The sequence below is a fragment of the Hanamia caeni genome (assembly GCF_003721595.1).
GTDB classification, from domain to species: domain Bacteria; phylum Bacteroidota; class Bacteroidia; order Chitinophagales; family Chitinophagaceae; genus Ginsengibacter; species Ginsengibacter caeni.
Window position 1 is genome coordinate 273,266 of the sequence record NZ_RJJR01000002.1, and the last position, 20,754, is coordinate 294,019.

A 20,754-nucleotide genomic window follows, 5' to 3' on the forward strand; every position below is an offset into this window, starting at 1 on the left:
TATTGGTTTTTATTTCTGCCGTTTTAATTTGTGAATCCCAATATTTTAATATTTAAAACATAAAGAAATGAAAACAAAATTTATCCCGGCCCTATTTGCGCTGGCCTTTTCATTGACTGCCTTCAGTGGTTATTCCCAAAAGAATCTACAGGAAGATAGAAACCAGGAACAAATTGTCATCAGCAGAAGTCCTTTGGATTCAGGAAAAACCGTTATAGAAATAGACAGCAATGTAATAACGATAAATGGTAAGCCCATGGCTGATTATAAAGGCGACGTAAAAGTTTTTAAGCGGAATTTTATGGGTGGCGAAGATGATCGTTTCTTTCCGGGCATGTCTCAAAATTTTATGTTTCAGGATAACGCAGAAGGCGCATTCCTCGGTGTGATCTCGGCCAAAACAGATAAAGGCGCCATTATCAATAATGTGCTCGATAATAGTAGCGCAAAAAAAGCCGGCCTGGAAAAGGGCGATATTATCACCCAAATAAATGATGATATAATCTCATCCCCGGCTGATTTGAAAAATTCGATTGAAAGTCATAAGCCAGGAGATGAAGTCACCATTCAATATTTGCGCGACAATAAAAAAATGTCAGTCAAACTTGAATTGGGAAAAACACCGGCTAACGTCCAAAGTTTTAACGGATTGAATGAAGATTTATTAAACAAATTGCAAAACGGAAACAATTTTCGATATAAGGTACTTCCAATGCCACGTGGAAATTTTGATTTTAATTTTAATAATGATCGACCCCGGCTTGGCCTTCAAATACAGGACACACAGGATAGCAATGGTGTAAAAATTCAAAAAGTTCTTCCTGGTTCACCGGCAGAAAAAGCAGGTTTGAAAGAAGGTGATATTATCACAGAGATGAATGGGGAAAAAATAAATGATGTAGATAAAATACAATCAGAAATCCGGAATTCAGAAAATAAAACTGATTACAAAGTGAAAGCGTTGCGTAATCAAAAGGAAATGAAATTTGATATAAAAGTGCACCGTCCGTTGAAGACAACAAATATCTGATAGCAGCAAATGATTGTCTGGCATGAACAACGTCTCCATTAATTTAATCCGCAATGGTTTTTTGATGGTTGTGTACCTTTACAAAAAACAACAATAACATGAAAGCATTTTTAGGAATAGGATTATTAGGGGCCGGTTTTGTCAGGGCCATGATAAAAAAAGGCGACCAGGTGCAGGTATGGAACCGTACATTTTCAAAAGCAAAGGATCTTGAACAATACGGGGCCAAAGCATTTGAGGATATTGCTGAGGCAGTGAAGGGCGCGGATGTTATTCACATAGCATTAAAGGATGATGCCACGGTTGACGACGCTTTATCAAAAGCAGAACCAGGCCTTACGCCAGGCGCAATAATAATTGACCATACCACCACTTCAATTGAAGGCGCACAGGAGCGTACCAAATACTGGGCATCAAAAGGGTTTCAATTTCAGCATGCCCCCGTATTTATGGGGCCCAAAAACGCGCTTGAAAGCACAGGATATATGCTGGTTTCGGGTAATCAGGATTTGATAAACAAACTCAATCCGCAATTATCGGCTATCACCGGCAAGCTTTTGAACTTTGGTGAAGAAGTTGGCCGCGCTGCAGCCATGAAGCTCACAGGCAATTTATTTCTTATCGGCTTTAATGGCGCGTTGGCGGATACAATTGCCTTCTCAGATTCCGTAGGCATCAGCAAACAGGACCTTATGCAGTTGTTCACAGAATGGAATCCGGGGGGCTCCCTGCCTTCAAGAATGCAACGAATGGCCGGGGATGATTTCAGCGATCCTTCATGGAGATTGGAAATGGCCAGGAAAGATGCCGGCCTATTTTTGAAAGAAGCAAAAAAAAGAGGCATTACTTTGAGTGTAATCCCTGGCGTGGCTGGGCTGATGGATGAGTGGATAGAAAAAGGCCATGGAAAAGAAGACTGGACAATCATAGGGAAAGAAAAATAGAAAATATTTTCTAATAAAAAATGTAATCAATAAAGAATTAAATATTTTCGTTTACAGTCTACCATTAGTTATCTCTTGCATTCAGTAAACCCATAAATAAGTCTGATTTTTATTTCGGTGAAATACCAGTCATTCATTTTGCTTTATGAAACGGAGAGAATTACCAGGTTGGCGGCAATGGAGCTGACTTATAAAAATAGTTTGCCTGCAATTCGCGGTATGAATGAGCAGTAAAAATTTGGCGTGTGCCAATATCTATTGGCCCTGATGCTTTCGGGGCTTAGCAGTCACCTCTAAAGATTTTTTTTCGTGTATGCGAAACCGTTACATTGGGATTAAGGAGAACGTTTTCCAGTAAACAAATAAATTCCCTCAATTTTTATTTTGCTGTCACCGGAATTGCTTTCCAGTTTTAATCTCGTATCTGGCATTACCCTAAGTTATAGGCCCATGCGTAAGCGTTGGTGATTCTTTATTTTAACTGCCTGAGTTTATTTATTTTGAACTACCTATTACCTTCTTTTCAAAAAGTTTTTCTTAAATTGTTCGGCTAAACAACTACGAATGAAAAGAAGAAATTTTATGCAACAGGCAGCGCTCGCAGGCGCTTCAGTTTTTACCGCCGGCCTCGCTACCGCTTCCGGAATAAAGAATGAAAAAACCAATGCCGCCGCCGCGGACAAGCCATTTAATATGAACTACGCCATCCATGATGGCATGTTTAAAAACAATGGTGGCAATGATTTTATTGACCAGATAAAATATGCTTATGATATGGGTTTTCGGTCTATTGAAGACAATGGCATGAGTGGAAGGCCGGTTGCACAGCAAGAAAAAATCGGGGACACGCTCGCTAAACTGGGAATGAGCATGGGTGTATTTGTACTTGATAAAGGGGGTAATGGCGCCAATACACTCGCTGCCGGAAAACAAGAATATGTCGATATTTTTTTAAAAGGCTGCCGGCAGGCAGTTGAGGTTTCGAAAAGAATTAACGGAAAGCTCACAACAGTCGTGCCCGGTGATTTTGAGAGAAGACTGCCGATTGGCATCCAAACCGGGAATGTGATTGAAGCTTTACGCCGTGGCGCTGAAATACTGGAGCCCAATAATATAGTGATGGTACTTGAAGCGCTTAGCGACACTCCTAACCTGTTTCTTCGCACTTCAGATCAGACGTACGAAATCTGCAAAGCAGTGAACAGCCCTTCCTGCAAAATCTTGTATGATATTTATCACATGCAGCGCAATGAGGGCGACCTTATCAACCATATTGACCATGCGTATGGTGAAATTGGTTATTTCCAGATTGGCGACAATCCCGGAAGAAAAGAACCCACTACCGGAGAAATTAATTATAAGAACATCTTTAAACATCTTTATAATAAAGGATACAAGGGCATTCTCGGGATGGAACATGGAAACTCACTTCCGGGAAAGGAAGGTGAAATGGCGCTGATAAAGGCTTACAGGGATTCTGATAATTTTATGTAATGCCTGGGTTTTATATTTTACAGTAAACAAATAAATATCCCGGATTTTATTTTAAAATTTCGGCTGTACCTAACGGAATGATCTATTCAACAAGAATATTTTTCGCATTATTTTTTATCGGCGGCTCTTTTTTTATTCAAGATGCTTTTGGGCAACAAAAATTTGTGTTTGAAAAGCCGGCAATGGGCTCGCCATTTACCATTTCCATCTATGCAAATGATTCGGCTAAGGCGGCACAGGCAGCGTCTCTTGCATTTCATTGCGCCGATTCGCTTAATGAAATATTTAGCGATTATATTGACAGCAGCGAACTAAACCGCCTGAATGCAAACAGCGGCCAAAACCGCTTTGTACCTGTATCCGAAGCTTTATTTGATATTTTAAAATATTCCATCGAAGCGGCAAGGCTGAGCAATGGAGCTTATGATATCAGCATGGGGCCGGTAGTGAAATTGTGGCGTAAGGCTCGAAAAGAAAAACGTTTGCCTAACCCCGATTCTCTTAAAGTTGCGATGCAAAAAGTGGGACACCTGTTTATTCATTTGAATGATAAAGAAAGGGCTGTCTGGTTAGAAAAAAAAGGAATGTTATTAGACCTTGGTGGATTAGGAAAAGGCTACGTGGCCCAGGCCGCGTTGAGTGTAATTCAATCGAAAGGATTTAGATCGGCGATGGTAAATGCAGGCGGAAAAATTGCAATTGGTGAAGCGCCGCCGGGGCGGCAGGGCTGGCGGATAGGTATCACTATTCCCGAAGAAAAAGAAGCTTTGTTGCCTCGTTTATTATTGTTGAAAAACACATCTGTGGCTACTTCGGGTGATATTTACCAGCACCTCGATATCAATGGGAAAAGATATTCCCACATCATCAATCCCAAAACAGGCATCGGAATGACGCGTCAACGCAATGTGACCGTAATAGCAAAAGACGCGACAATTTCTGACTGGCTTGCTACTGCCTGCAGCGTGTTGTCTGAAAAAAAATCTTTCAGTCTAATAAAAAAAATTCCAGGCGCTGCCCTGTTGATTTCAGAAGTACAAAATGGAAAATTGATCCGGAAAAGCACTCCCAATTTTGAATCTTATTTTGAAAATTAAAATCAATTGTCTCTGTGTTTAATTTATTATCTTCATCAGCAAAACATCTGGCTTAAAATGATTGGAAAATTTACTGCGTTTTTAATTTTTGTTTTTACGATTTTTTGTTTGGAGGGCTTCGCTCAAAACGATACAAGCAAAGATTTTACCTCTTACACACAAAATATTCCGGGCACTGATGTTTCGTTTAAAATGATTGCCATTCCCGCCGGCACTTTCCGGATGGGAAGTCCTGAAAATGAAAAAGGACATCGCGCAGACGAAGGGTCTGCTACAGAAGTGAAATTAAATGCTTTCTGGATGGAGGAACATGAAGTAACCTATGATGAATTTGTTTTGTTTCTGGATGAAGGCCGTGATACAGGACCATTGCCCGATGGCGTAACCCGCCCTAGCCCGCCCTATGTTGATTTCACATTAGGTATGGGAAAATCCGGCGGATTTCCGGCAAACAGCATGAGCCAATATGGAGCTTTAATGTATTGCAAGTGGCTGTATAATAAAACCGGGATATTTTATCGCCTGCCTACCGAAGCCGAGTGGGAATACGGTTGCCGCGCCGGTTCTGAAAAGGCTTACTCATTTGGCGATAATGAAAATGAGCTAAAAAACTATGCATGGTATGCGGCCAACAGCGACAATAAATATCATCAAATCAAAAAGCTGAAACCCAATAGCTGGGGATTGTATGATATGTATGGAAACATTGCTGAATGGACATTAGATCAGTATGATGAAAATTATTTTGAAAAAATAAAAAATAGTACTGAAAATCCATTGATGAAACCTGAAACCAAATATCCCATCACCCTGAAAGGCGGCCATTTTCGCGATGAAGCTTCTAACCTGCGAAGCGCGGCGAGACTTGCTTCCAGCAGAAAATGGAATGCGCGCGATCCTCAAATTCCGAAAAGCAAATGGTGGATAGCAGATGCTCCTTTTGTTGGATTTAGGATTGTGAGGCCCTTGCAACAACCGTCACCGAATGAAATAAATGAATTTTTTACACAAGTGCTCGGGCTCAACTAAACGCAGCAAATCAATTTTAAAAATAATTATTCAAAACAAAATACAATAGCATGAAACTCGACAATCCTAAAACGAATCTGCAAAGCCGCCGCAACTTCGTCAAAAATTCTTCACTGCTGGCGGGCGGTTTACTGGCCGCTCCTATGCTCACAAAAGCAAACTTTTTTTCCGGGGCGAACGATGTAATTAAGATTGCATTAATTGGCTGTGGTGGCCGCGGGACGGGCGCTACGGTGCAGGCGCTGAGTACCAAACAAAATGTGCAGCTCGTGGCAATGGCTGATGCATTCAGGGATCGGCTGGACACAAGCTATCAGCATATTCTTGAAGAAATGGCCGAAACAAAAGCACGTGTCAATGTGAAAGAAGAACATAAATTTATTGGCTTTGATGCTTATAAAGATGCCATTGCCTTAGCTGATGTAGTTATTCTCGCAACGCCTCCCGGCTTTCGCCCTATTCATTTTGAAGAAGCGGTAAAACAAGGCAAGCAGATTTTTATGGAAAAACCTGTAGCCACTGATCCGGCAGGCATTCAGCGGGTGTTGGCAGCCGCTCAAATTGCAAAACAGAAAAAACTGAATGTAGTGGTAGGATTGCAAAGAAGGTATCAGACTTCTTATCGCGAATTAATGAAGCGGGTACACGATGGAGCAATCGGGGAAATCGTAGCAGCGCAGGCATGGTGGGATAATGATGGCGTTTGGGTGCATCCAAGGCAACCGGGATGGACCGAAATGGAATACCAAATGCGCAACTGGTATTATTTCAACTGGCTTTGCGGCGACCACATTACCGAGCAGCACATTCACAATATTGATGTAATAAACTGGGCGTTGGAAGCCTATCCCGTACAGGCACAGGGGATGGGCGGCCGCGAAGTGCGCAAAGGAAAAGATTACGGAGAAATATTCGACCATCACTATGTAGAGTTTCATTATGGAAACGGCGCCATCCTGAACAGCCAGTGCCGCCACATAAAAGGCACAATGAGCAAGGTAGACGAATTACTGATTGGTACGAAAGGAAAAGTTTATTGCGATGAAGCCCGCATCACAGATAATAAAGGGAAAACCATTTATCAATTTGATAAAAAACTGGAAAACCAGCCTTACCAGGCAGAGCATGATGAATTGTTTGCTGCTGTTGCCAAAGGGGAATTTAAATTCTGGGATGCAGAGCGCGCCGCTAAAAGCACTATGACATCTTTGCTTGGCCGCATGTCTACCTATTCAGGCCAGGTGATTGATTGGGACAAAGCCATCAATTCTGGCATTAATATCATGCCTGAAAAATATGCCTTTGACGCAACGCCGCCTATTCTGCCGGATGCCAATGGACTTTATCCTGTAGCTGTGCCGGGTGTTACAAAATATTTCTCAGAAGCTTAAAAAACAGTAAACGGAGAAATAGTTGCTTTTTTTATTTTGCTAACAGGAATGCATACACGAAAATTATTGCAATTAAAAAAAATTTCTCCTTAATAGGGCTGCTTCAAAAAATGGTTTGTTTTTGAAGCAGCTTTTTTTTTGAATAATTATCTCAATTTTTCCTTCCCTTTCACTTAGTTGCGGACATTTAACCACACGGTAAGATGGTTTATTTTTGCAAAGGATTTTTTTCCTAAAATAAATTGCAACCAATTTTCTCATGATCCTGTTTCTGATTATTTCAGCGCTATTAATAATCGCCATTGCTACTTTTTTAAATTCCCCCAAATTTGGAAAGTCGCCTTCAGGAGAACGATTGAAAAGAATTCAACAATCTCCCAATTATAAAAACGGTCATTTTGAAAATGTGCATAGTACGCCTATGATGACCGCTAAGGGCGGGATGTTTACTGTACTAAAACAATTTTTATTTGATAAAAAACCAGGATTAATACCATCTGGCGTTATTCCTTCTGTAAAAACAGACCTGTTGCATTTAGATCCCCGGGAAGATGTTTTAGTATGGTTTGGCCATTCCTCTTACTTTTTGCAAACCGATAAAATGAAAATATTGGTTGACCCCGTTTTTAGTGGTTCTGCATCTCCTTTTTCTTTCAATATTAAAGCATTTAAAGGTGCAGATATTTATACTGCGGATGATATCCCTGAAATTGATATCCTGTTTCTTTCTCACGATCATTGGGATCACCTGGATTATAAAACAATAGTGAAGTTGAAACCAAAAATTAAAAGGATCGTGTGCGCGCTTGGTGTAGGAGAACTCCTGGAATTTTGGGGGTTTGATAAAAATAAAATTTATGAGGCAGACTGGAATGAGCAAATAGATTTTGGTAACGGCTTTGTGATAAACTCGGTAACGGCAAGACATTTTTCAGGAAGAAAATTTGCCAGGAACAGATCCTCCTGGACATCCTTTATATTAAAAACGCCAACCTACAAGATATTTATAGGCGGCGATAGCGGCTATGATACACATTTCCGGCAAATCGGAAAAACATTTGGCCCATTTGACCTTGCAATTTTGGAAAATGGCCAGTACAATCCAAACTGGAAATTTATTCACATGCAGCCGGAAGAAACGTTGCAGGCAGCAATAGATTTGCAGGCAAAAAGATTATTACCGGTTCACAATTCAAAGTTTGCCCTATCGGTTCATCCGTGGGATGAGCCGTTGATAAGGATTACAGAGCTCAATAAAAAAATGAACATAAATGTTGCCACTCCAAGAATTGGTGAAGCGCTTAATCTTAAAGACGACAGCCAGGTATTTCTTAAATGGTGGCAAACAATAAAATAAGTTAAAGTACTAACACAATTAGAGACAGCTAATAGAATAATAAAATCTCATGTGAAAAATTGAGCTGTAATAATCGTGCCGGGCATCAATTTTTTGCATTGGCATAAGAAATCCTGAAGATGGTTCCCTTTAAATCGTCTGAAACATACAATGCTCCGTCAGGGCCTTGCGCCAAACCAGTGGGCCTGTGTTCAATAGGGCCTGAAGGATTTTTCAAATCCACACCAGCGAAATTATCTGCAAAAACTTCCCAATTGCCGGAAGGCTTGCCATCCTTAAATGGAACAAAGGCTACAAGATAGCCTTGCTTAAGGCTCGGCGATTGGCCATGAAAAGCAATGAACGCGCCGTTCTTATATTTTGAAGGAAACATATCGCCTGTATAAAATAATAAATCGTCAGGGGCGAAATGGGCTGGAAAGGCCACTACAGGGTCAAGATATTTTACCGAAGCTGCTTTTTTGCCATCGCCTCCATATTCTGGCGCCAGCACTGATTTTTTCTGAAAAGGATCGTAATAGATAAATGGCCAGCCAGCATCATCACCGGCATGCAATTCATACAAATTTTCTGAAGGTAATTCCTGGCTTTGCTTTGCCGTAAAATATTGAGGAAACTTGTCATCAAATTGACCACGCCCATGTTGAGTAGCAAATAAAGAATTTGTGACAGTATTCCAGGCAAGGCCTACTGCATTTTTTATCCCTTTCGCATAATGAACTCCATCGCCATAAGTTTGGTGAAGCTTATCCGCTTTAAATTGCCATATTCCGCCCACAGAATCCAAAAGAGGGCAGCCAGGAATTCCTTTGCCGGAATTTTCTTCCCTGCATGCATCGCTGTAAGAGCCCACAGATACATATAAATTATTTTGGTCGTCAATGGCAATAGATTTTGAGTTATCTCTCTTCCTATCTACCAGCCCATAAACAATTTCCTCGCCCTGTTCGGGAGATAACAGGTTTCCTTTTTCATCCAGCTTATATCTAAATACTCCGCTATTTGAAGATGAATACAAATAACCATTTTTGATGGTAATCCCGGTGCCGGGATAGCTGGCAAAACGCTTTATTTTATCAAGATTGCCGTCCCCGTTGGTATCATGCAGCATCACAATTCCGCTTCCTTCCTGCAAAGCGCTGAAATTCGCATACACATCACCGTTAGTAGCAATCACCAAATGCCTTAAAGGTCCTAATGAATCGGCAACAATGGTTGCTGAAAAGCCATCGGGCAGTTTCAAATCTGCATGGCGCCCGGAAACGGCGGCCTTTGTTTCAGTTTCTTTTTTATCATTGTTATTGGCATTGCACGCCATTAAGCAGGCAACGAGGATTAAGGCAAGAGCGCCTATACGCTTTTTAGTGTTCATTAATTTAGATGTGATGGTTAAAGTCGGTAAAAATAAAGGAAAAATTTTTTTAATGGCTTCCTTCTTTCGACAGAAAAGTAAATAATTTTTTTATGTCGCCGGGCTTCCTAAAATCAACATTATTAGCTGCCAAATAAGAATCAATGAAATCCTTTTTGGAGCGAAAAACTTTGTAAAGATTCTTTTTGTTAGCGGGCAGTACTGCATGATATTGGTCGCCAAAAAAATAATTAGTTCTTAATACCAGCGTAATGTTTTCCCTTACTTTTAAATCGAATTGCCGTGTGCCATAGCTTTCTTTGAAGCTGCTGTAGGATTCAATCGCTGAAGTAGACGATGGCTGGTCATAGCCACCTATTTTTTCCCGTTTGAACACTACATATATTTCCTTTTTCAGCAACCTTCCAACCGCGCTTTGCGCCACCAGTTCCAGGTAGCCATCGTTATAAAAAAATGTGCTGGTGTCAATTACTACCCTCTCAATATCTAACATTTGTTTTTTGGAAATGGCAAGAGTATCATTATTGGGCGAGATAAATTCAATTTCCCCGTTCAGGTAATTGTAGTTGAGACGGGCATCCGAAACGGTGTTGTTTCTAAAAAAAATTTTACCCGCTATAAAATTTGGATAGTGATAGATTCTTTCAGGAGTTGCCACTTCGGAAACATACTGATCGGCAGCTATGAAAATAGTTGAATCCTGCGCGCGGGCCCATTGCGTCAGAAGCATGCAAACACAAAGTGTTATTATTTTCATGGGGATTCAAGTTAGTGAAAATTTCTGTGCCCGATTGGGTAGAGACAAGGCATGCCTTGTCTCTACAGAAGCGTGCTATGTATCTTTATGTTGTAAACCCTTCCGGGTAAACTGACAAATACCCGCGATTTTTATTTTTTCTTTAAAAAGAGATGATTGCTGTGGAAAACAAATCTTTTCATTTTTTTCAAACACTTTATTTCTTTTGCTGTGATAAAAAAGTAATCAGGGAAGCAAAATCTTCATATGATAATGCATTCGCCATTCCTGTGGGCATCATGGAATATTTTAATTCCTTCCTCTCTTTAATATTTTTGACGTCGATGTGGTGCACCGCACCCGTAATATCGCGAAGTGTAAACTTACCGGCTGACTCGTCAGTGACAAACCCCAGCACTTTTTTACCGTCTTTGGTTTCTACCTGCACGGTTGAAAAACCCTGCGAAATGGAAGCATTAGGCTTAAGGATAGATTCAGCAATTTGTTTGCGTGTCATAATAGAACCGATCTGCCCCATGAAAGGGCCTTTCATTACTTCGCCCTTATCAAGTGCATGGCAGGTGTTGCAACCCTGTTGTATAAACAATTTTCTGCCATTTGCCGGGTTGCCTTTGATATGATCCATCGCAAGCATAATATCTTCAATAGACGATTCGCCAATCTGACCTTTTTTATTCCGGATTTTGTTCAGGTCCACTTTTGGAGCTTCCTCTTTTGCCACTACTTCTTCCATGTTACCACCAAATTGTGTGATGCCCATCCGCAGTTTCCCATTGAGATCAGCAAAAAATTCTTTTTGAGCCGGATTGGATTTTTTCCAAACGTCCATTAAAAAATTCTTTATGCTATCAGACCCCGCCCAGGTAACGGGCTTGTAATATGGCCCATGTGAATCCGGCCGGGTGCTCCACCACCAGGTTCCGTCGTACGGAGCTTCTTCATTATAAAGCCGGCCAAGCGTTGCGAGAATTTTACTTTTTAATTCTTCTTCCTGGCTATTCCTATAAGCAGCCATTAGCCCTGAAACGGCTTTTGGATCATGCATGTATTGAAGTGCCCACAGCGCCAGCGTATTATTTTCTGTACCGATGGCTGCCACACAGGCATCCACGGCATGCAAAGCTACCAGGGCTCTCACCGCAAGATGCGGCGGAATAATTGCTGAATTAGGCGTAGCATGTGGTCCTTCCGTTCCTCTTTCCGGCGCTACGAAAGATGGCGGAACAGGAATTGTAAGTAATGCCTGTGCCGCTTCAGGCCTTCCCAATCTACCGAGACTGATGATGGAGGCAAATTCAACACTTTTTGAAGTGTCTTTCAGGCCTTCAAGAAAGGGTTCAATAGGAACATTTTTTAGAAAACCTTTCCTATCAGTGAGGGCGCGTAACGCATATGCTTTCATATTTTCTTCTTTCGAAAGCTTAACCAGGTTTTGCACGGCATCCTCACCCGCCATTTGCGCATAGCCATACATGCCTGCAACCCGCGCATACACAGGCGCACCTTTATCCATGGCTAATTTCAGGACCGCTTCCTTCGCATCATTGCCCCTGGTTAATAATTCCTGTTGCGCATACATTCTGCCTACATTACTTCCTGATTTCATTAGTGAAATTAATTCGCTTACAGAAGCTTTTTTAAGATCAGGATATGGTTTATAAGTCCACTCTTTGGGAACTACCCTTACGGTAAAGCCTTTGGTAGAATCACCTGAATAGCCGGCGCCATCCCAGGCAGAAAGATACATCCGGCCGGAAGCATCCACATCCACATCGGTTATTTGAGGAAGATGAATAAAATCTTCCTGTTGCTGCGTGTACGAGCCATTATCGGGCGTAAGGCGATGGATGTATAATTCATTTCTTCCCCAATCAGCCATCATCGGAACATGATTGTATTTCGCCGGCCATGACGCATCATCCATAAACAACGCGCCAGTGCCCGATCCGCCGCCAAGATCTACGAGCGCGGGAATAATTTCTTCCGTAAAATGTTTAAACAAAACAGGATAACCATATTCGCCAGTCTGAATCATGTGGCTAAAACGAATGTTCCAGCCGCCGCCATCATTGGTATTATCGCGAGTAAAAATATTCATGTAAGGATCAATGGCTACATCATAAAGATTCCTGGTTCCATGAGTATATATTTCCATTTCAGTGCCATCCGGCCTTACACGCACAATACCACCGCCCAGCATGGTTATTTTTTTGCCGTCTCTTCCTTCCGCATTATGAAAGCCAAAATCGCCAACAGCAATATATATCCATCCATCTATCCCCAGCCGGATGCCGTTGGTAGCATGATCGGTGCCGCGGCTGGCCAGGTAAGTAGGGTTGCTCATGTGATCTACTATTCTTTTAGGCTTGCCATCAGCAAGGCCGTCGTTGTTTTTATCTTCATATACGTCAAGTGCCATTCCTGTGGCTGTGGTATCAGTAAAAACAGTATGTAGCACATATAATTTATCGCCAATCGAAATTATGCCGCGCGGGTCATCCACTACCGCATATTCAGTATGCCTGTCGATAATTCCATCATTGTTGCAATCTACCAGCTTTACGATTCTTCCCTGGCCTGGCTTTTTACCCAGCGAACCTATCATATCAACTCCTACATACACTTCGCCTGAAGCTGCAACGGCAAGGCACGCAGGGCTGGGAGTAAGATCTGGCCCGGAGAAGCCCATAATGTTTAGATCAGCGGGCCAGTTAAGTTTGGCAGACATGGAATCAATGGAAGCAAGCGCGGGATTTCGGGGTTGCGGTTCACAGGGGGGTTGGTTATCAGCGCAACCGGCAATCAAAAAAGCGGTAAAAAGAACAGAGATAATTTTTTTCATATGATAATTTAATTAATGGCGACAATTTAAGAATTATCTCGGGGCTTTGGGATTGTTTCTTAAAATTTTGATTACAGGGCACGCGTGAATATGGTGCAATTGATTGTAATAAGTATGAACGTCGTGATGGTTTGCCGGTAAATGAATAAATATTGATAGTTTTTATTTTGGTGAAAATTAAGACCGTTCCCGTCAGATGATGTAATTTAAAAATTCAATATCCTTATCTTACCTTTTGCATTAGTCCGTCCGTTTCTACGATTTTAAATGTAATTCCGGAAGAAGAAGAGACCAAACGGAACAATGTTTTATGCGCCTGCATGAACAAAAACGAGCGTCGCAAGAAAAATAAATGAAAGATAAAAAAATTTTCATGCGAAAAATATTATGAAATGATAGCATAAAGTGTGCTTTCTTCTACGTGGTCTTTACTGATCAGAAGGCGGAGGCACTTTGCTTCCCCATTGCTTATTGGGGTTTTTACCCATGACAAATATCAATTTGCCACCTTTCATTAGCTCATCCCTGTACATCCAGCAGTTTTGCAGAGGCTTGCCGTTCCATTCTGCAGAGCGTACATATAAATTTTCTGTGGAATTGTTTTTTGTTTCTATAATCAATTTCCTTCCATTTCCTAACTGAATCAAGGCCTGGTTGAAAAGCGGACTTCCCAGTTCGATAATGGGCCTCCTGTCCGTAAACCCCTTTACATCAAAAAGGCCAAGCGATGACATTACATACCATGAACCCAATTGTCCCTGGTCTTCATCCTGTCCATAGCCATATCCATGAATAGGTTCAGTCCCATAAAATTCATTGCAAATGGCGCGGGTCCATTTTTGGGTGAGCCAGGGTTTACCGGAAAAATTAAACAGCCAGCTAATATGTAGGCACGGCTGGTTTCCATGGTTGTACACCGCTTTTATTCCTGAAAAAGCATCTATTTCTTTTCCACCGCCAAAGCCACTCTTTTGTGATGCTTCAAATATTTCATTCAGACGGCTATTAAATTCCTCCTTTCCGATTTTATTAATGAGGCCTGCCGGATTTTGGGGAACATAAAAAGTATATTGAATTGCATTTCCTTCCTGGAAACCGCGCCAGGGCTGATAGGGATCAAATTTATCAATGAAGGCGCCATTCGTATTCCTTGGATGAATTAATTTTTGAGATGAATCAAAAATCAGTTGCCACCCGTTTGAGTAACGAATAAACTTTTTATAGTCATCATTATTCCCTAAAGATTTTGCCATTTGTGCGGCTGCAAACATGCTGAAACTGTATTCCAGCGTATGGGAAGCTCCAAATTGGGAGCCCGTGCTATCTGTAATATCCTCTTCCAATGTGGGTGAATATCCTTTATTGAGAAAAGCTTTTACGTCTAACTTTCCCGATCCTACCGGCCGCTGCTTATAACCTATTTCATTTTTTTTGATGGCTTCGTACGCCAGTGGGATATCATAATTGCGGATTCCTGCATTAAACGCTGCAGCAATCGCAAGACCGACAAAATTAGTACCCACGCCTGATGCAAAATTGCTGTTAGCAATTCCATCGCCAAACCATCCACGTTCTTTATAAATTTCCAACTGCGTTTGTACATAATTGGTATAATGTTGCGGGTAAGCCAAAGCCCAGAGCTGAGTAAGGTTCCAAAAGGCGCCCCAGATAGCGTCTGTATTGTACACCTCATATTCAACGCCGCCTTTACTGTTGTGGGGCAGATGGCCGATTGTGCCGTCATGCTTTGGATAATCGCCATTTACATCACTGGCTATTCCCCGGCCTAATAATGCATGAAAGAGGCCGGTATAGAATTTTATTTTATCCTGTTTTTGTCCTTCTACTGTTATTTTGCTCAATTCACGCTGCCATATTTGTGATGCCTGCTTACGGGCTTCATCAAATGTAAGATGCGCGGCTTCTGTATCAAGATTCTTTTTTGCATTTTGAACAGATGTATAAGAAAGGCCAATTTTGATTTCTATAACTTCTTTTTCTTTTGTTTTGTATTCAAGAAAAAGGCCTGCCCCCAAACCTTCAGAAGAATTTGCATCTTTTTGAATACCCTTATTATTAAAACCGCCGGTAGATAATGGTTTGCGACTAACCTCTCCATAAAAATACATAGACACGCGCCCGCCGCTGTCATATTTCTGAACGTATTTTGGATAAGTAGTTACAAAACCTTCGAAGTGGGTGCTATCAACCATTTTTACCGATGCGCCGGTTACGGGCCCGCTTTCTCCCTGAACATTTCCAATATCCAGAATTATTCTTGCCTGGTCGCTTTTTGGAAAAGTATATTTATGAAAGCCTACTCTTTTCGTTGCCGTTAGTTCTGCAGTGATATGATAATCATCTAAAAAAACTTTGTAATAGCCCGGTTTTGCAATTTCATTTTTGCGATTAAACCGCGAGCGGTAGCCGCTGTTGGGATGGTCCAAATCACCAGGCTTCACTTTTAATTCACCTGTCGCGGGCATGATGGAAACACCGCCTATCTGCCATTCATGAAATTGTACAAACCCTTCAATCGAATTTTGCCGGGCATCATATCCGACCGCTTCCCAACCTGACCGGTTGCCATAGTGGCCATTGGTAGAGGGAGCCAGTTTAGCCATGCCATGGGGCAAAGCGGCGGGGGTATAAAAAAACCAGCGGCTATGAGCTGTCCCTATGTTAGGATGTACATAATCCAACACATCCTGGGCTGAAGCAGAATGAACAGATGTAAGAGAAAATAAAGCAACAACAGCCTTAAATATAGTTTGCATAATATCAATTAAAAACTGAAAAAATAAACCGGTTTTTTTTAAATATCAGAATGTTCAAACATACGTACTTTTAAGGAAAATCATTACATATTATCATCATCAAACTTTTTTGCCTGAATGTGTAAAAGATTTTCTATAGCCTGGAATGCGCTTAAGGAGTAACAATAAATCTTACAAACAATCTCACAAAAAGTATTAAAGAAGAAAAGTATCGCAGTTAGTGGTATTGTGTTCAGGCTTTTTTAATATCGATAGAATAAATAAACTTATCAGATCGGTAATACCCAACGTTATATTCAATAGGCCTTTCACCCACGTCATACACAAATCTTTCTCTTAAAAGTACGGGCGCTGAAGCGGCAATTTTTAATTTTTTCCCGATATCACCTGCAAGCCTTGCGCTGATATTTTCTGAAGAACGCACCACGATAACGCCATATTTTTGCTCAAGCATTGTATACAACGGAATATCAAAATCATCCTTGTCGTTTACGCCAATGCGGGGATGAAAATAACTTTCAAAAAATACAATGGAATCGCCTTCCGTTCCTTTGAGCTTGGATAATTTCAACACTTTCCTGTTTCTTGGGATGTTAAAAAAATCGGTTATCTTTTTTTCAGCCAGCACCCATTCAGCATTCAATTCAAGATTGATTACGTCAATTCCTTTTTCTTTCATTTCCTGTGTGAAGCTGTACCAGTGATCCAGCCCGGTAGCCAAATGTTTTTTACCGGCTTTTTTAGTGCCCACTCCTTTTTTACGCACAATCAGGCCTTCGTTTTGCAATTTATTTGTGGCCTGCCTTACTGTATTTCTTGAAACGCCGAGGCGATTTGCCAGTTCAACTTCTTTCGGAAAAAATGCGCCGTTTTTAAATGCAGGGGATTCTACCATTTTTCTTAATAATTCTTCTACCTGGAAATGAAGAGGCACTTTGCTCTTGTGGTTGATTTGAATTTTCATAATTGTTCTATGATTCAAACTTACAAAATTTTCACTACTGCTTTTTGTTATCATCAAATTTAAATCTTACTTAAAAAGTTGATAAAGAGAAAATAAAGATGAGAATAAAGGATCATTAAAATTAAAAATGAAACTATTTATTCGTTTGCTGTGATAGATAGTAAAGCAACATATACTGCGTATTTTTATTTTTTTCGGACAAAAATTTAACGCAGATCAACGGTTCTCTTTATGCCTGAATTATTTGAAATGGTGATATTTTTCATTTGCGGGCTCACAAGTAAAAATCTTGCGGATTGTGATAAAAAAGAAGAGCCATAATAGAATTCTTTTTGTTCGGTTAAATAACAGAAACTTGAATTTATAAGTTATGCCCTTGATGTAAATTTGTATCCTATGCGTTTTCAACTTAATTCACCATATAAACCCGCAGGCGACCAGCCTGAGGCTATCGAGCAGCTTACTAATGGTGTGCTTACAGGTGAGAAGTATCAAACTTTGCTGGGAGTTACGGGAAGTGGCAAAACATTTACGATGGCCAATGTCATTCAAAATGTGCAACGACCAACTTTGGTGCTTACGCACAACAAAACGCTGGTAGCGCAGTTGTATGGCGAGTTCCGACAATTTTTTCCTGATAATTCCGTAGGCTATTTTGTTTCTTATTATGATTACTACCAGCCGGAAGCGTATATGCCTGTTAGCGATACTTACATTGAAAAGGATTTAAGTATCAATGAAGAATTAGATAAATTAAGATTGGCAGCGACTTCACAACTTTTAACCGGGAGAAGGGATATCATCGTTGTGGCGAGCGTAAGTTGCATTTATGGAATTGGCAATCCGAAGGATTTTGCCGAAGGTGTTGTTAGAATTGAGGAAGGACAGGTTATCAGCCGCCAGGGATTTTTGCACTCGTTGGTAAATAGTTTGTATTCAAGAACTCAGGGTGACTTCGCAAGAGGAACTTTTCGCGTAAAAGGTGATACCGTTGACATCAATCTTCCCTACATGGACAATGGTTACCGGATTACTTTTTTCGGCGATGAAATTGAAAGTATTGAAACGCTGGAATTGAGCTCTGGAAAAAGAATTTCAAAGGTTGAAAATGCGGCTATTTTTCCCGCTAATTTATACATCGCACCAAAAGATAAATTGCAGCAAATTTTGTATGAAATACAGGATGAAGCGACACGGCAAACAGAATATTTTAAAGAAATCGGGAAATATATTGAAGCGCAACGAATTTCTGAAAGAGTGAATTATGATGTGGAGATGATTCGCGAATTGGGCTATTGCAACGGCGTTGAAAATTATTCAAGATTTTTTGACAGAAGAGAACCCGGCACGCGGCCATTTTGTTTGCTGGATTATTTTCCCAACGATTTTTTGTGCATCATAGATGAAAGCCATCAAACCATTCCGCAGGTAAGTGGTATGTATGGCGGCGACCGTTCGCGCAAATTAATTTTAGTTGACTATGGCTTTCGTTTGCCTTCAGCATTAGACAATCGGCCGCTTAATTTTAATGAGTTTGAAAATATGCTCAATCAAACCATTTTTGTGAGCGCCACACCGGGCGATTTTGAATTGGAAAAAACCGGTGGAATAGTCGTGGAGCAGGTTGTAAGGCCCACGGGATTATTAGATCCGCCGATAGAAATTCGCCCTTCCATCAACCAGATTGATGATTTGCTGGATGAAATTGATAAAAGAGTTACCAAAGGCGACCGCGTTTTAGTAACTACGTTAACCAAACGCATGGCGGAAGAAATGGATAAATATTTACAGCGCATCAATATCAAATCAAAATACATACATAGCGAAGTGCACACGCTTGACAGAATAGAAATTCTTCGCCAATTACGTTTGGGAGAAATTGATGTTTTGGTAGGTGTAAATCTTTTGCGTGAGGGATTGGACCTACCGGAAGTTTCGCTGGTAGCGATTCTGGATGCTGATAAAGAAGGCTTTTTGCGTAATGAAAGGTCGCTTACCCAGACTGCCGGCAGGGCTGCCCGAAATGTAGAAGGATTGGTAATCTTTTATGCCGATAATATGACTGAAAGCATGCAGAAAACTATTGATGAAACTAACCGGAGGAGGGAAAAGCAAATCGCTTACAATATTGAACATAATATAACGCCAAAGACAATCACAAAATCCATTGAACAGATAATGGGGCAGACTTCTGTTCTTGATATTAAAGGAACCACTGGCTCCCCTTATGCGATTGACGATACCATTAGCACTATTGCGGCAGAAGAACAGGTGGAGTATAAAACCATTCCGCAAATGGAAAAAGCCATTGCGCAAATAAAACGCGCAATGGAAAAAGCTGCGAGGGATATGGATTTTATGGAAGCGGCAAGATTGCGCGACGAAATGTTCCGGATGCAGGGAGAGTTAAAGGAAATGAAAGCAACAAAATAAATTCAGAATAAAGATTGATTTACTGTTGAAGCAAATTCCGCATTAAATTATCACAGTGTGCAAGGATTTGGACGGTGATTTGGAAAAAGAAATTCTCCTTAATTTTATTAAATGCCGAAAGATAAATTTATATTGAAAGAAAATAATTCTAAGGATACACGGGAGTTGGAAATGAAAAGAATAAGAGAAGCCATTAAGCGGACAGATACAGAAAAATTTTTTCTTTTTACAAGATTAATGAAGATTAGTTTCATGCTCAGGAATGCCAAAATCATAAAGAAATAGCTTTTTAGTTATGGATAATTTCGATAATGAACTGATAGATTTTTGGAAATCATTGAATAAATGTAATGTCGCGTACATTATGATAGGTGGATTTGCAGTAAACCTTCACGGCTTCGCCAGAACCACAGGCGATATTGATATCTGGTTGAAAGATGAGGTCAGAAACCGAAGAAATCTTGGCAAAGCACTTACTCAATTTGGATATGATGAAAACACTTTTGATAAAATTGATTTCGTGCCCGGATGGACAGATTTCTATATTGGAATTGGCCTCCGGTTAGACATTATAACTACGATGGTTGGATTGGAAAATATTTCATTTGATGAAGCCCTTGCGGACGCAACTGTTGCTGAAATATTGGATGTAAAGGTTCCCTTTGTCAATATCAATCACTTATAAGAAATAAAAAAGCTACCAATCGTCCCAAAGACATTATAGATGTAATTGAATTGGAAAAAATCAGGAAACTCCTTGAAGAATAAAATATTCATTCTTTTGGGTGAAAGCAAAATAAAAATTTTATCTAAAAGTTCATTTACTGCCAGCTATCCTATGAGATAGGCCAGGCCATTATTGACAGGCTCACACAAGCTAAGCACATTTTTTTCCCTGAATAACTTTTCCAATGACTCGCGAACTTCTTTATAACCGTTATGAATCGGGCAGGGATGTTTGGCAGAACATTGGCTAAGCCCCAGGCCGCACTCTTTAAAAATTTCCTTTCCATCAATTGCCTCCACGATATTAATAATGGGCTGGTTTTGCTGTGTTTTTGAAATGTAAAATCCACCCGTAGGGCCTTTCAGACTTTTGATGATATCCTGCTTCACAAGTGTCTGCAATAGTTTACCCACTGTGTGTTCGCTGGCATTGATTACGTCAGCAACTTCTTTGATGCTCGCATTTTCGCCCGAGCCATATTTGGAACATAAATAAACTACGGCCTTAATTGCTGATTTGCAGGTTTTGCTTAACATGATT

15 protein-coding genes are annotated in these 20,754 nt (G+C 40.6%); 9 read left to right on the plus strand and 6 right to left on the minus strand.

What is annotated here, in order from left to right:
• Positions 1-67 precede the first annotated feature (67 nt).
• The 7 genes from EFY79_RS04345 (at position 68) to EFY79_RS04380 (ending at position 8,342) form a co-directional block, all read left to right on the plus strand.
• Positions 68-1,030: a PDZ domain-containing protein gene (locus EFY79_RS04345; RefSeq protein ID WP_123119463.1), complete on the plus strand. Its 963-nt coding sequence runs from the start codon at positions 68-70 to the stop codon at positions 1,028-1,030.
• A gap of 98 nt (positions 1,031-1,128) precedes the next feature.
• Positions 1,129-1,974, plus strand: a complete 846-nt coding sequence (locus EFY79_RS04350) for an NAD(P)-dependent oxidoreductase (protein ID WP_123119464.1) — start codon at positions 1,129-1,131, stop codon at positions 1,972-1,974.
• Between the two features lie 564 nt (positions 1,975-2,538).
• Complete coding sequence (locus tag EFY79_RS04355; RefSeq protein WP_123119465.1) at positions 2,539-3,468, plus strand: hydroxypyruvate isomerase family protein; 930 nt, start codon at positions 2,539-2,541, stop codon at positions 3,466-3,468.
• Between the two features lie 77 nt (positions 3,469-3,545).
• Positions 3,546-4,565, plus strand: coding sequence for an FAD:protein FMN transferase (locus tag EFY79_RS04360; protein WP_123119466.1), 1,020 nt, complete (start codon positions 3,546-3,548; stop codon positions 4,563-4,565).
• Between the two features lie 57 nt (positions 4,566-4,622).
• Positions 4,623-5,594: a formylglycine-generating enzyme family protein gene (locus EFY79_RS04365; RefSeq protein WP_123119467.1), complete on the plus strand. Its 972-nt coding sequence runs from the start codon at positions 4,623-4,625 to the stop codon at positions 5,592-5,594.
• A gap of 50 nt (positions 5,595-5,644) precedes the next feature.
• Positions 5,645-6,985, plus strand: coding sequence for a Gfo/Idh/MocA family protein (locus EFY79_RS04370; protein WP_123119468.1), 1,341 nt, complete (start codon positions 5,645-5,647; stop codon positions 6,983-6,985).
• 259 nt (positions 6,986-7,244) lie between these two features.
• On the plus strand, positions 7,245-8,342 hold the full coding sequence (locus tag EFY79_RS04380; RefSeq protein WP_123119470.1) for an MBL fold metallo-hydrolase: 1,098 nt from the start codon (positions 7,245-7,247) through the stop codon (positions 8,340-8,342).
• A gap of 85 nt (positions 8,343-8,427) precedes the next feature.
• On the opposite strand, the gene EFY79_RS04385 is transcribed toward EFY79_RS04380, so the two are convergent.
• From EFY79_RS04385 to EFY79_RS04405, 5 genes are all read right to left on the minus strand, one after another.
• Positions 8,428-9,714 (minus strand): PQQ-dependent sugar dehydrogenase, encoded by a 1,287-nt coding sequence (locus EFY79_RS04385; protein WP_123119471.1) that lies wholly within the window; start codon positions 9,712-9,714, stop codon positions 8,428-8,430.
• Between the two features lie 49 nt (positions 9,715-9,763).
• Positions 9,764-10,471, minus strand: a complete 708-nt coding sequence (locus tag EFY79_RS04390; protein ID WP_123119472.1) for a hypothetical protein — start codon at positions 10,469-10,471, stop codon at positions 9,764-9,766.
• 196 nt (positions 10,472-10,667) lie between these two features.
• Positions 10,668-13,313, minus strand: coding sequence for a DUF7133 domain-containing protein (locus EFY79_RS04395; RefSeq protein WP_123119473.1), 2,646 nt, complete (start codon positions 13,311-13,313; stop codon positions 10,668-10,670).
• Between the two features lie 428 nt (positions 13,314-13,741).
• A complete protein-coding gene (locus tag EFY79_RS04400) occupies positions 13,742-16,090 on the minus strand; it encodes a GH92 family glycosyl hydrolase (protein WP_123119474.1) in 2,349 nt (782 codons plus the stop codon).
• Positions 16,091-16,322: 232 nt separating this feature from the next.
• Positions 16,323-17,054, minus strand: coding sequence for a GntR family transcriptional regulator (locus EFY79_RS04405; protein ID WP_123119765.1), 732 nt, complete (start codon positions 17,052-17,054; stop codon positions 16,323-16,325).
• Between the two features lie 396 nt (positions 17,055-17,450).
• On the opposite strand from EFY79_RS04405, the gene uvrB reads away from it, so the two are divergent.
• The gene (uvrB, locus tag EFY79_RS04410; protein ID WP_123119475.1) at positions 17,451-19,487 is read left to right on the plus strand and encodes an excinuclease ABC subunit UvrB; all 2,037 of its coding nucleotides are present in this window, start codon (positions 17,451-17,453) and stop codon (positions 19,485-19,487) included.
• 295 nt (positions 19,488-19,782) lie between these two features.
• Positions 19,783-20,172: a hypothetical protein gene (locus EFY79_RS04415; RefSeq protein ID WP_123119476.1), complete on the plus strand. Its 390-nt coding sequence runs from the start codon at positions 19,783-19,785 to the stop codon at positions 20,170-20,172.
• Positions 20,173-20,318: 146 nt separating this feature from the next.
• Here EFY79_RS04415 and EFY79_RS04420 read toward each other — a convergent pair whose 3' ends face one another.
• Complete coding sequence (locus EFY79_RS04420) at positions 20,319-20,750, minus strand: RrF2 family transcriptional regulator (RefSeq protein WP_123119477.1); 432 nt, start codon at positions 20,748-20,750, stop codon at positions 20,319-20,321.
• Between the last annotated feature and the right edge of the window lie 4 nt (positions 20,751-20,754).

What these genes read in the sequence shown, in the direction of transcription:
- EFY79_RS04345 (WP_123119463.1), top strand. Translation starts at nt 68, where the DNA reads ATGAAAACAAAATTTATCCCGGCCCTATTTGCGCTGGCCTTTTCATTG.
- EFY79_RS04350 (WP_123119464.1), top strand. Translation starts at nt 1,129, where the DNA reads ATGAAAGCATTTTTAGGAATAGGATTATTAGGGGCCGGTTTTGTCAGG.
- EFY79_RS04355 (WP_123119465.1), top strand. Translation starts at nt 2,539, where the DNA reads ATGAAAAGAAGAAATTTTATGCAACAGGCAGCGCTCGCAGGCGCTTCA.
- EFY79_RS04360 (WP_123119466.1), top strand. Translation starts at nt 3,546, where the DNA reads ATGATCTATTCAACAAGAATATTTTTCGCATTATTTTTTATCGGCGGC.
- EFY79_RS04365 (WP_123119467.1), top strand. Translation starts at nt 4,623, where the DNA reads ATGATTGGAAAATTTACTGCGTTTTTAATTTTTGTTTTTACGATTTTT.
- EFY79_RS04370 (WP_123119468.1), top strand. Translation starts at nt 5,645, where the DNA reads ATGAAACTCGACAATCCTAAAACGAATCTGCAAAGCCGCCGCAACTTC.
- EFY79_RS04380 (WP_123119470.1), top strand. Translation starts at nt 7,245, where the DNA reads ATGATCCTGTTTCTGATTATTTCAGCGCTATTAATAATCGCCATTGCT.
- EFY79_RS04385 (WP_123119471.1), bottom strand. Translation starts at nt 9,714, where the DNA reads ATGAACACTAAAAAGCGTATAGGCGCTCTTGCCTTAATCCTCGTTGCC.
- EFY79_RS04390 (WP_123119472.1), bottom strand. Translation starts at nt 10,471, where the DNA reads ATGAAAATAATAACACTTTGTGTTTGCATGCTTCTGACGCAATGGGCC.
- EFY79_RS04395 (WP_123119473.1), bottom strand. Translation starts at nt 13,313, where the DNA reads ATGAAAAAAATTATCTCTGTTCTTTTTACCGCTTTTTTGATTGCCGGT.
- EFY79_RS04400 (WP_123119474.1), bottom strand. Translation starts at nt 16,090, where the DNA reads ATGCAAACTATATTTAAGGCTGTTGTTGCTTTATTTTCTCTTACATCT.
- EFY79_RS04405 (WP_123119765.1), bottom strand. Translation starts at nt 17,054, where the DNA reads ATGAAAATTCAAATCAACCACAAGAGCAAAGTGCCTCTTCATTTCCAG.
- uvrB (WP_123119475.1), top strand. Translation starts at nt 17,451, where the DNA reads ATGCGTTTTCAACTTAATTCACCATATAAACCCGCAGGCGACCAGCCT.
- EFY79_RS04415 (WP_123119476.1), top strand. Translation starts at nt 19,783, where the DNA reads ATGGATAATTTCGATAATGAACTGATAGATTTTTGGAAATCATTGAAT.
- EFY79_RS04420 (WP_123119477.1), bottom strand. Translation starts at nt 20,750, where the DNA reads ATGTTAAGCAAAACCTGCAAATCAGCAATTAAGGCCGTAGTTTATTTA.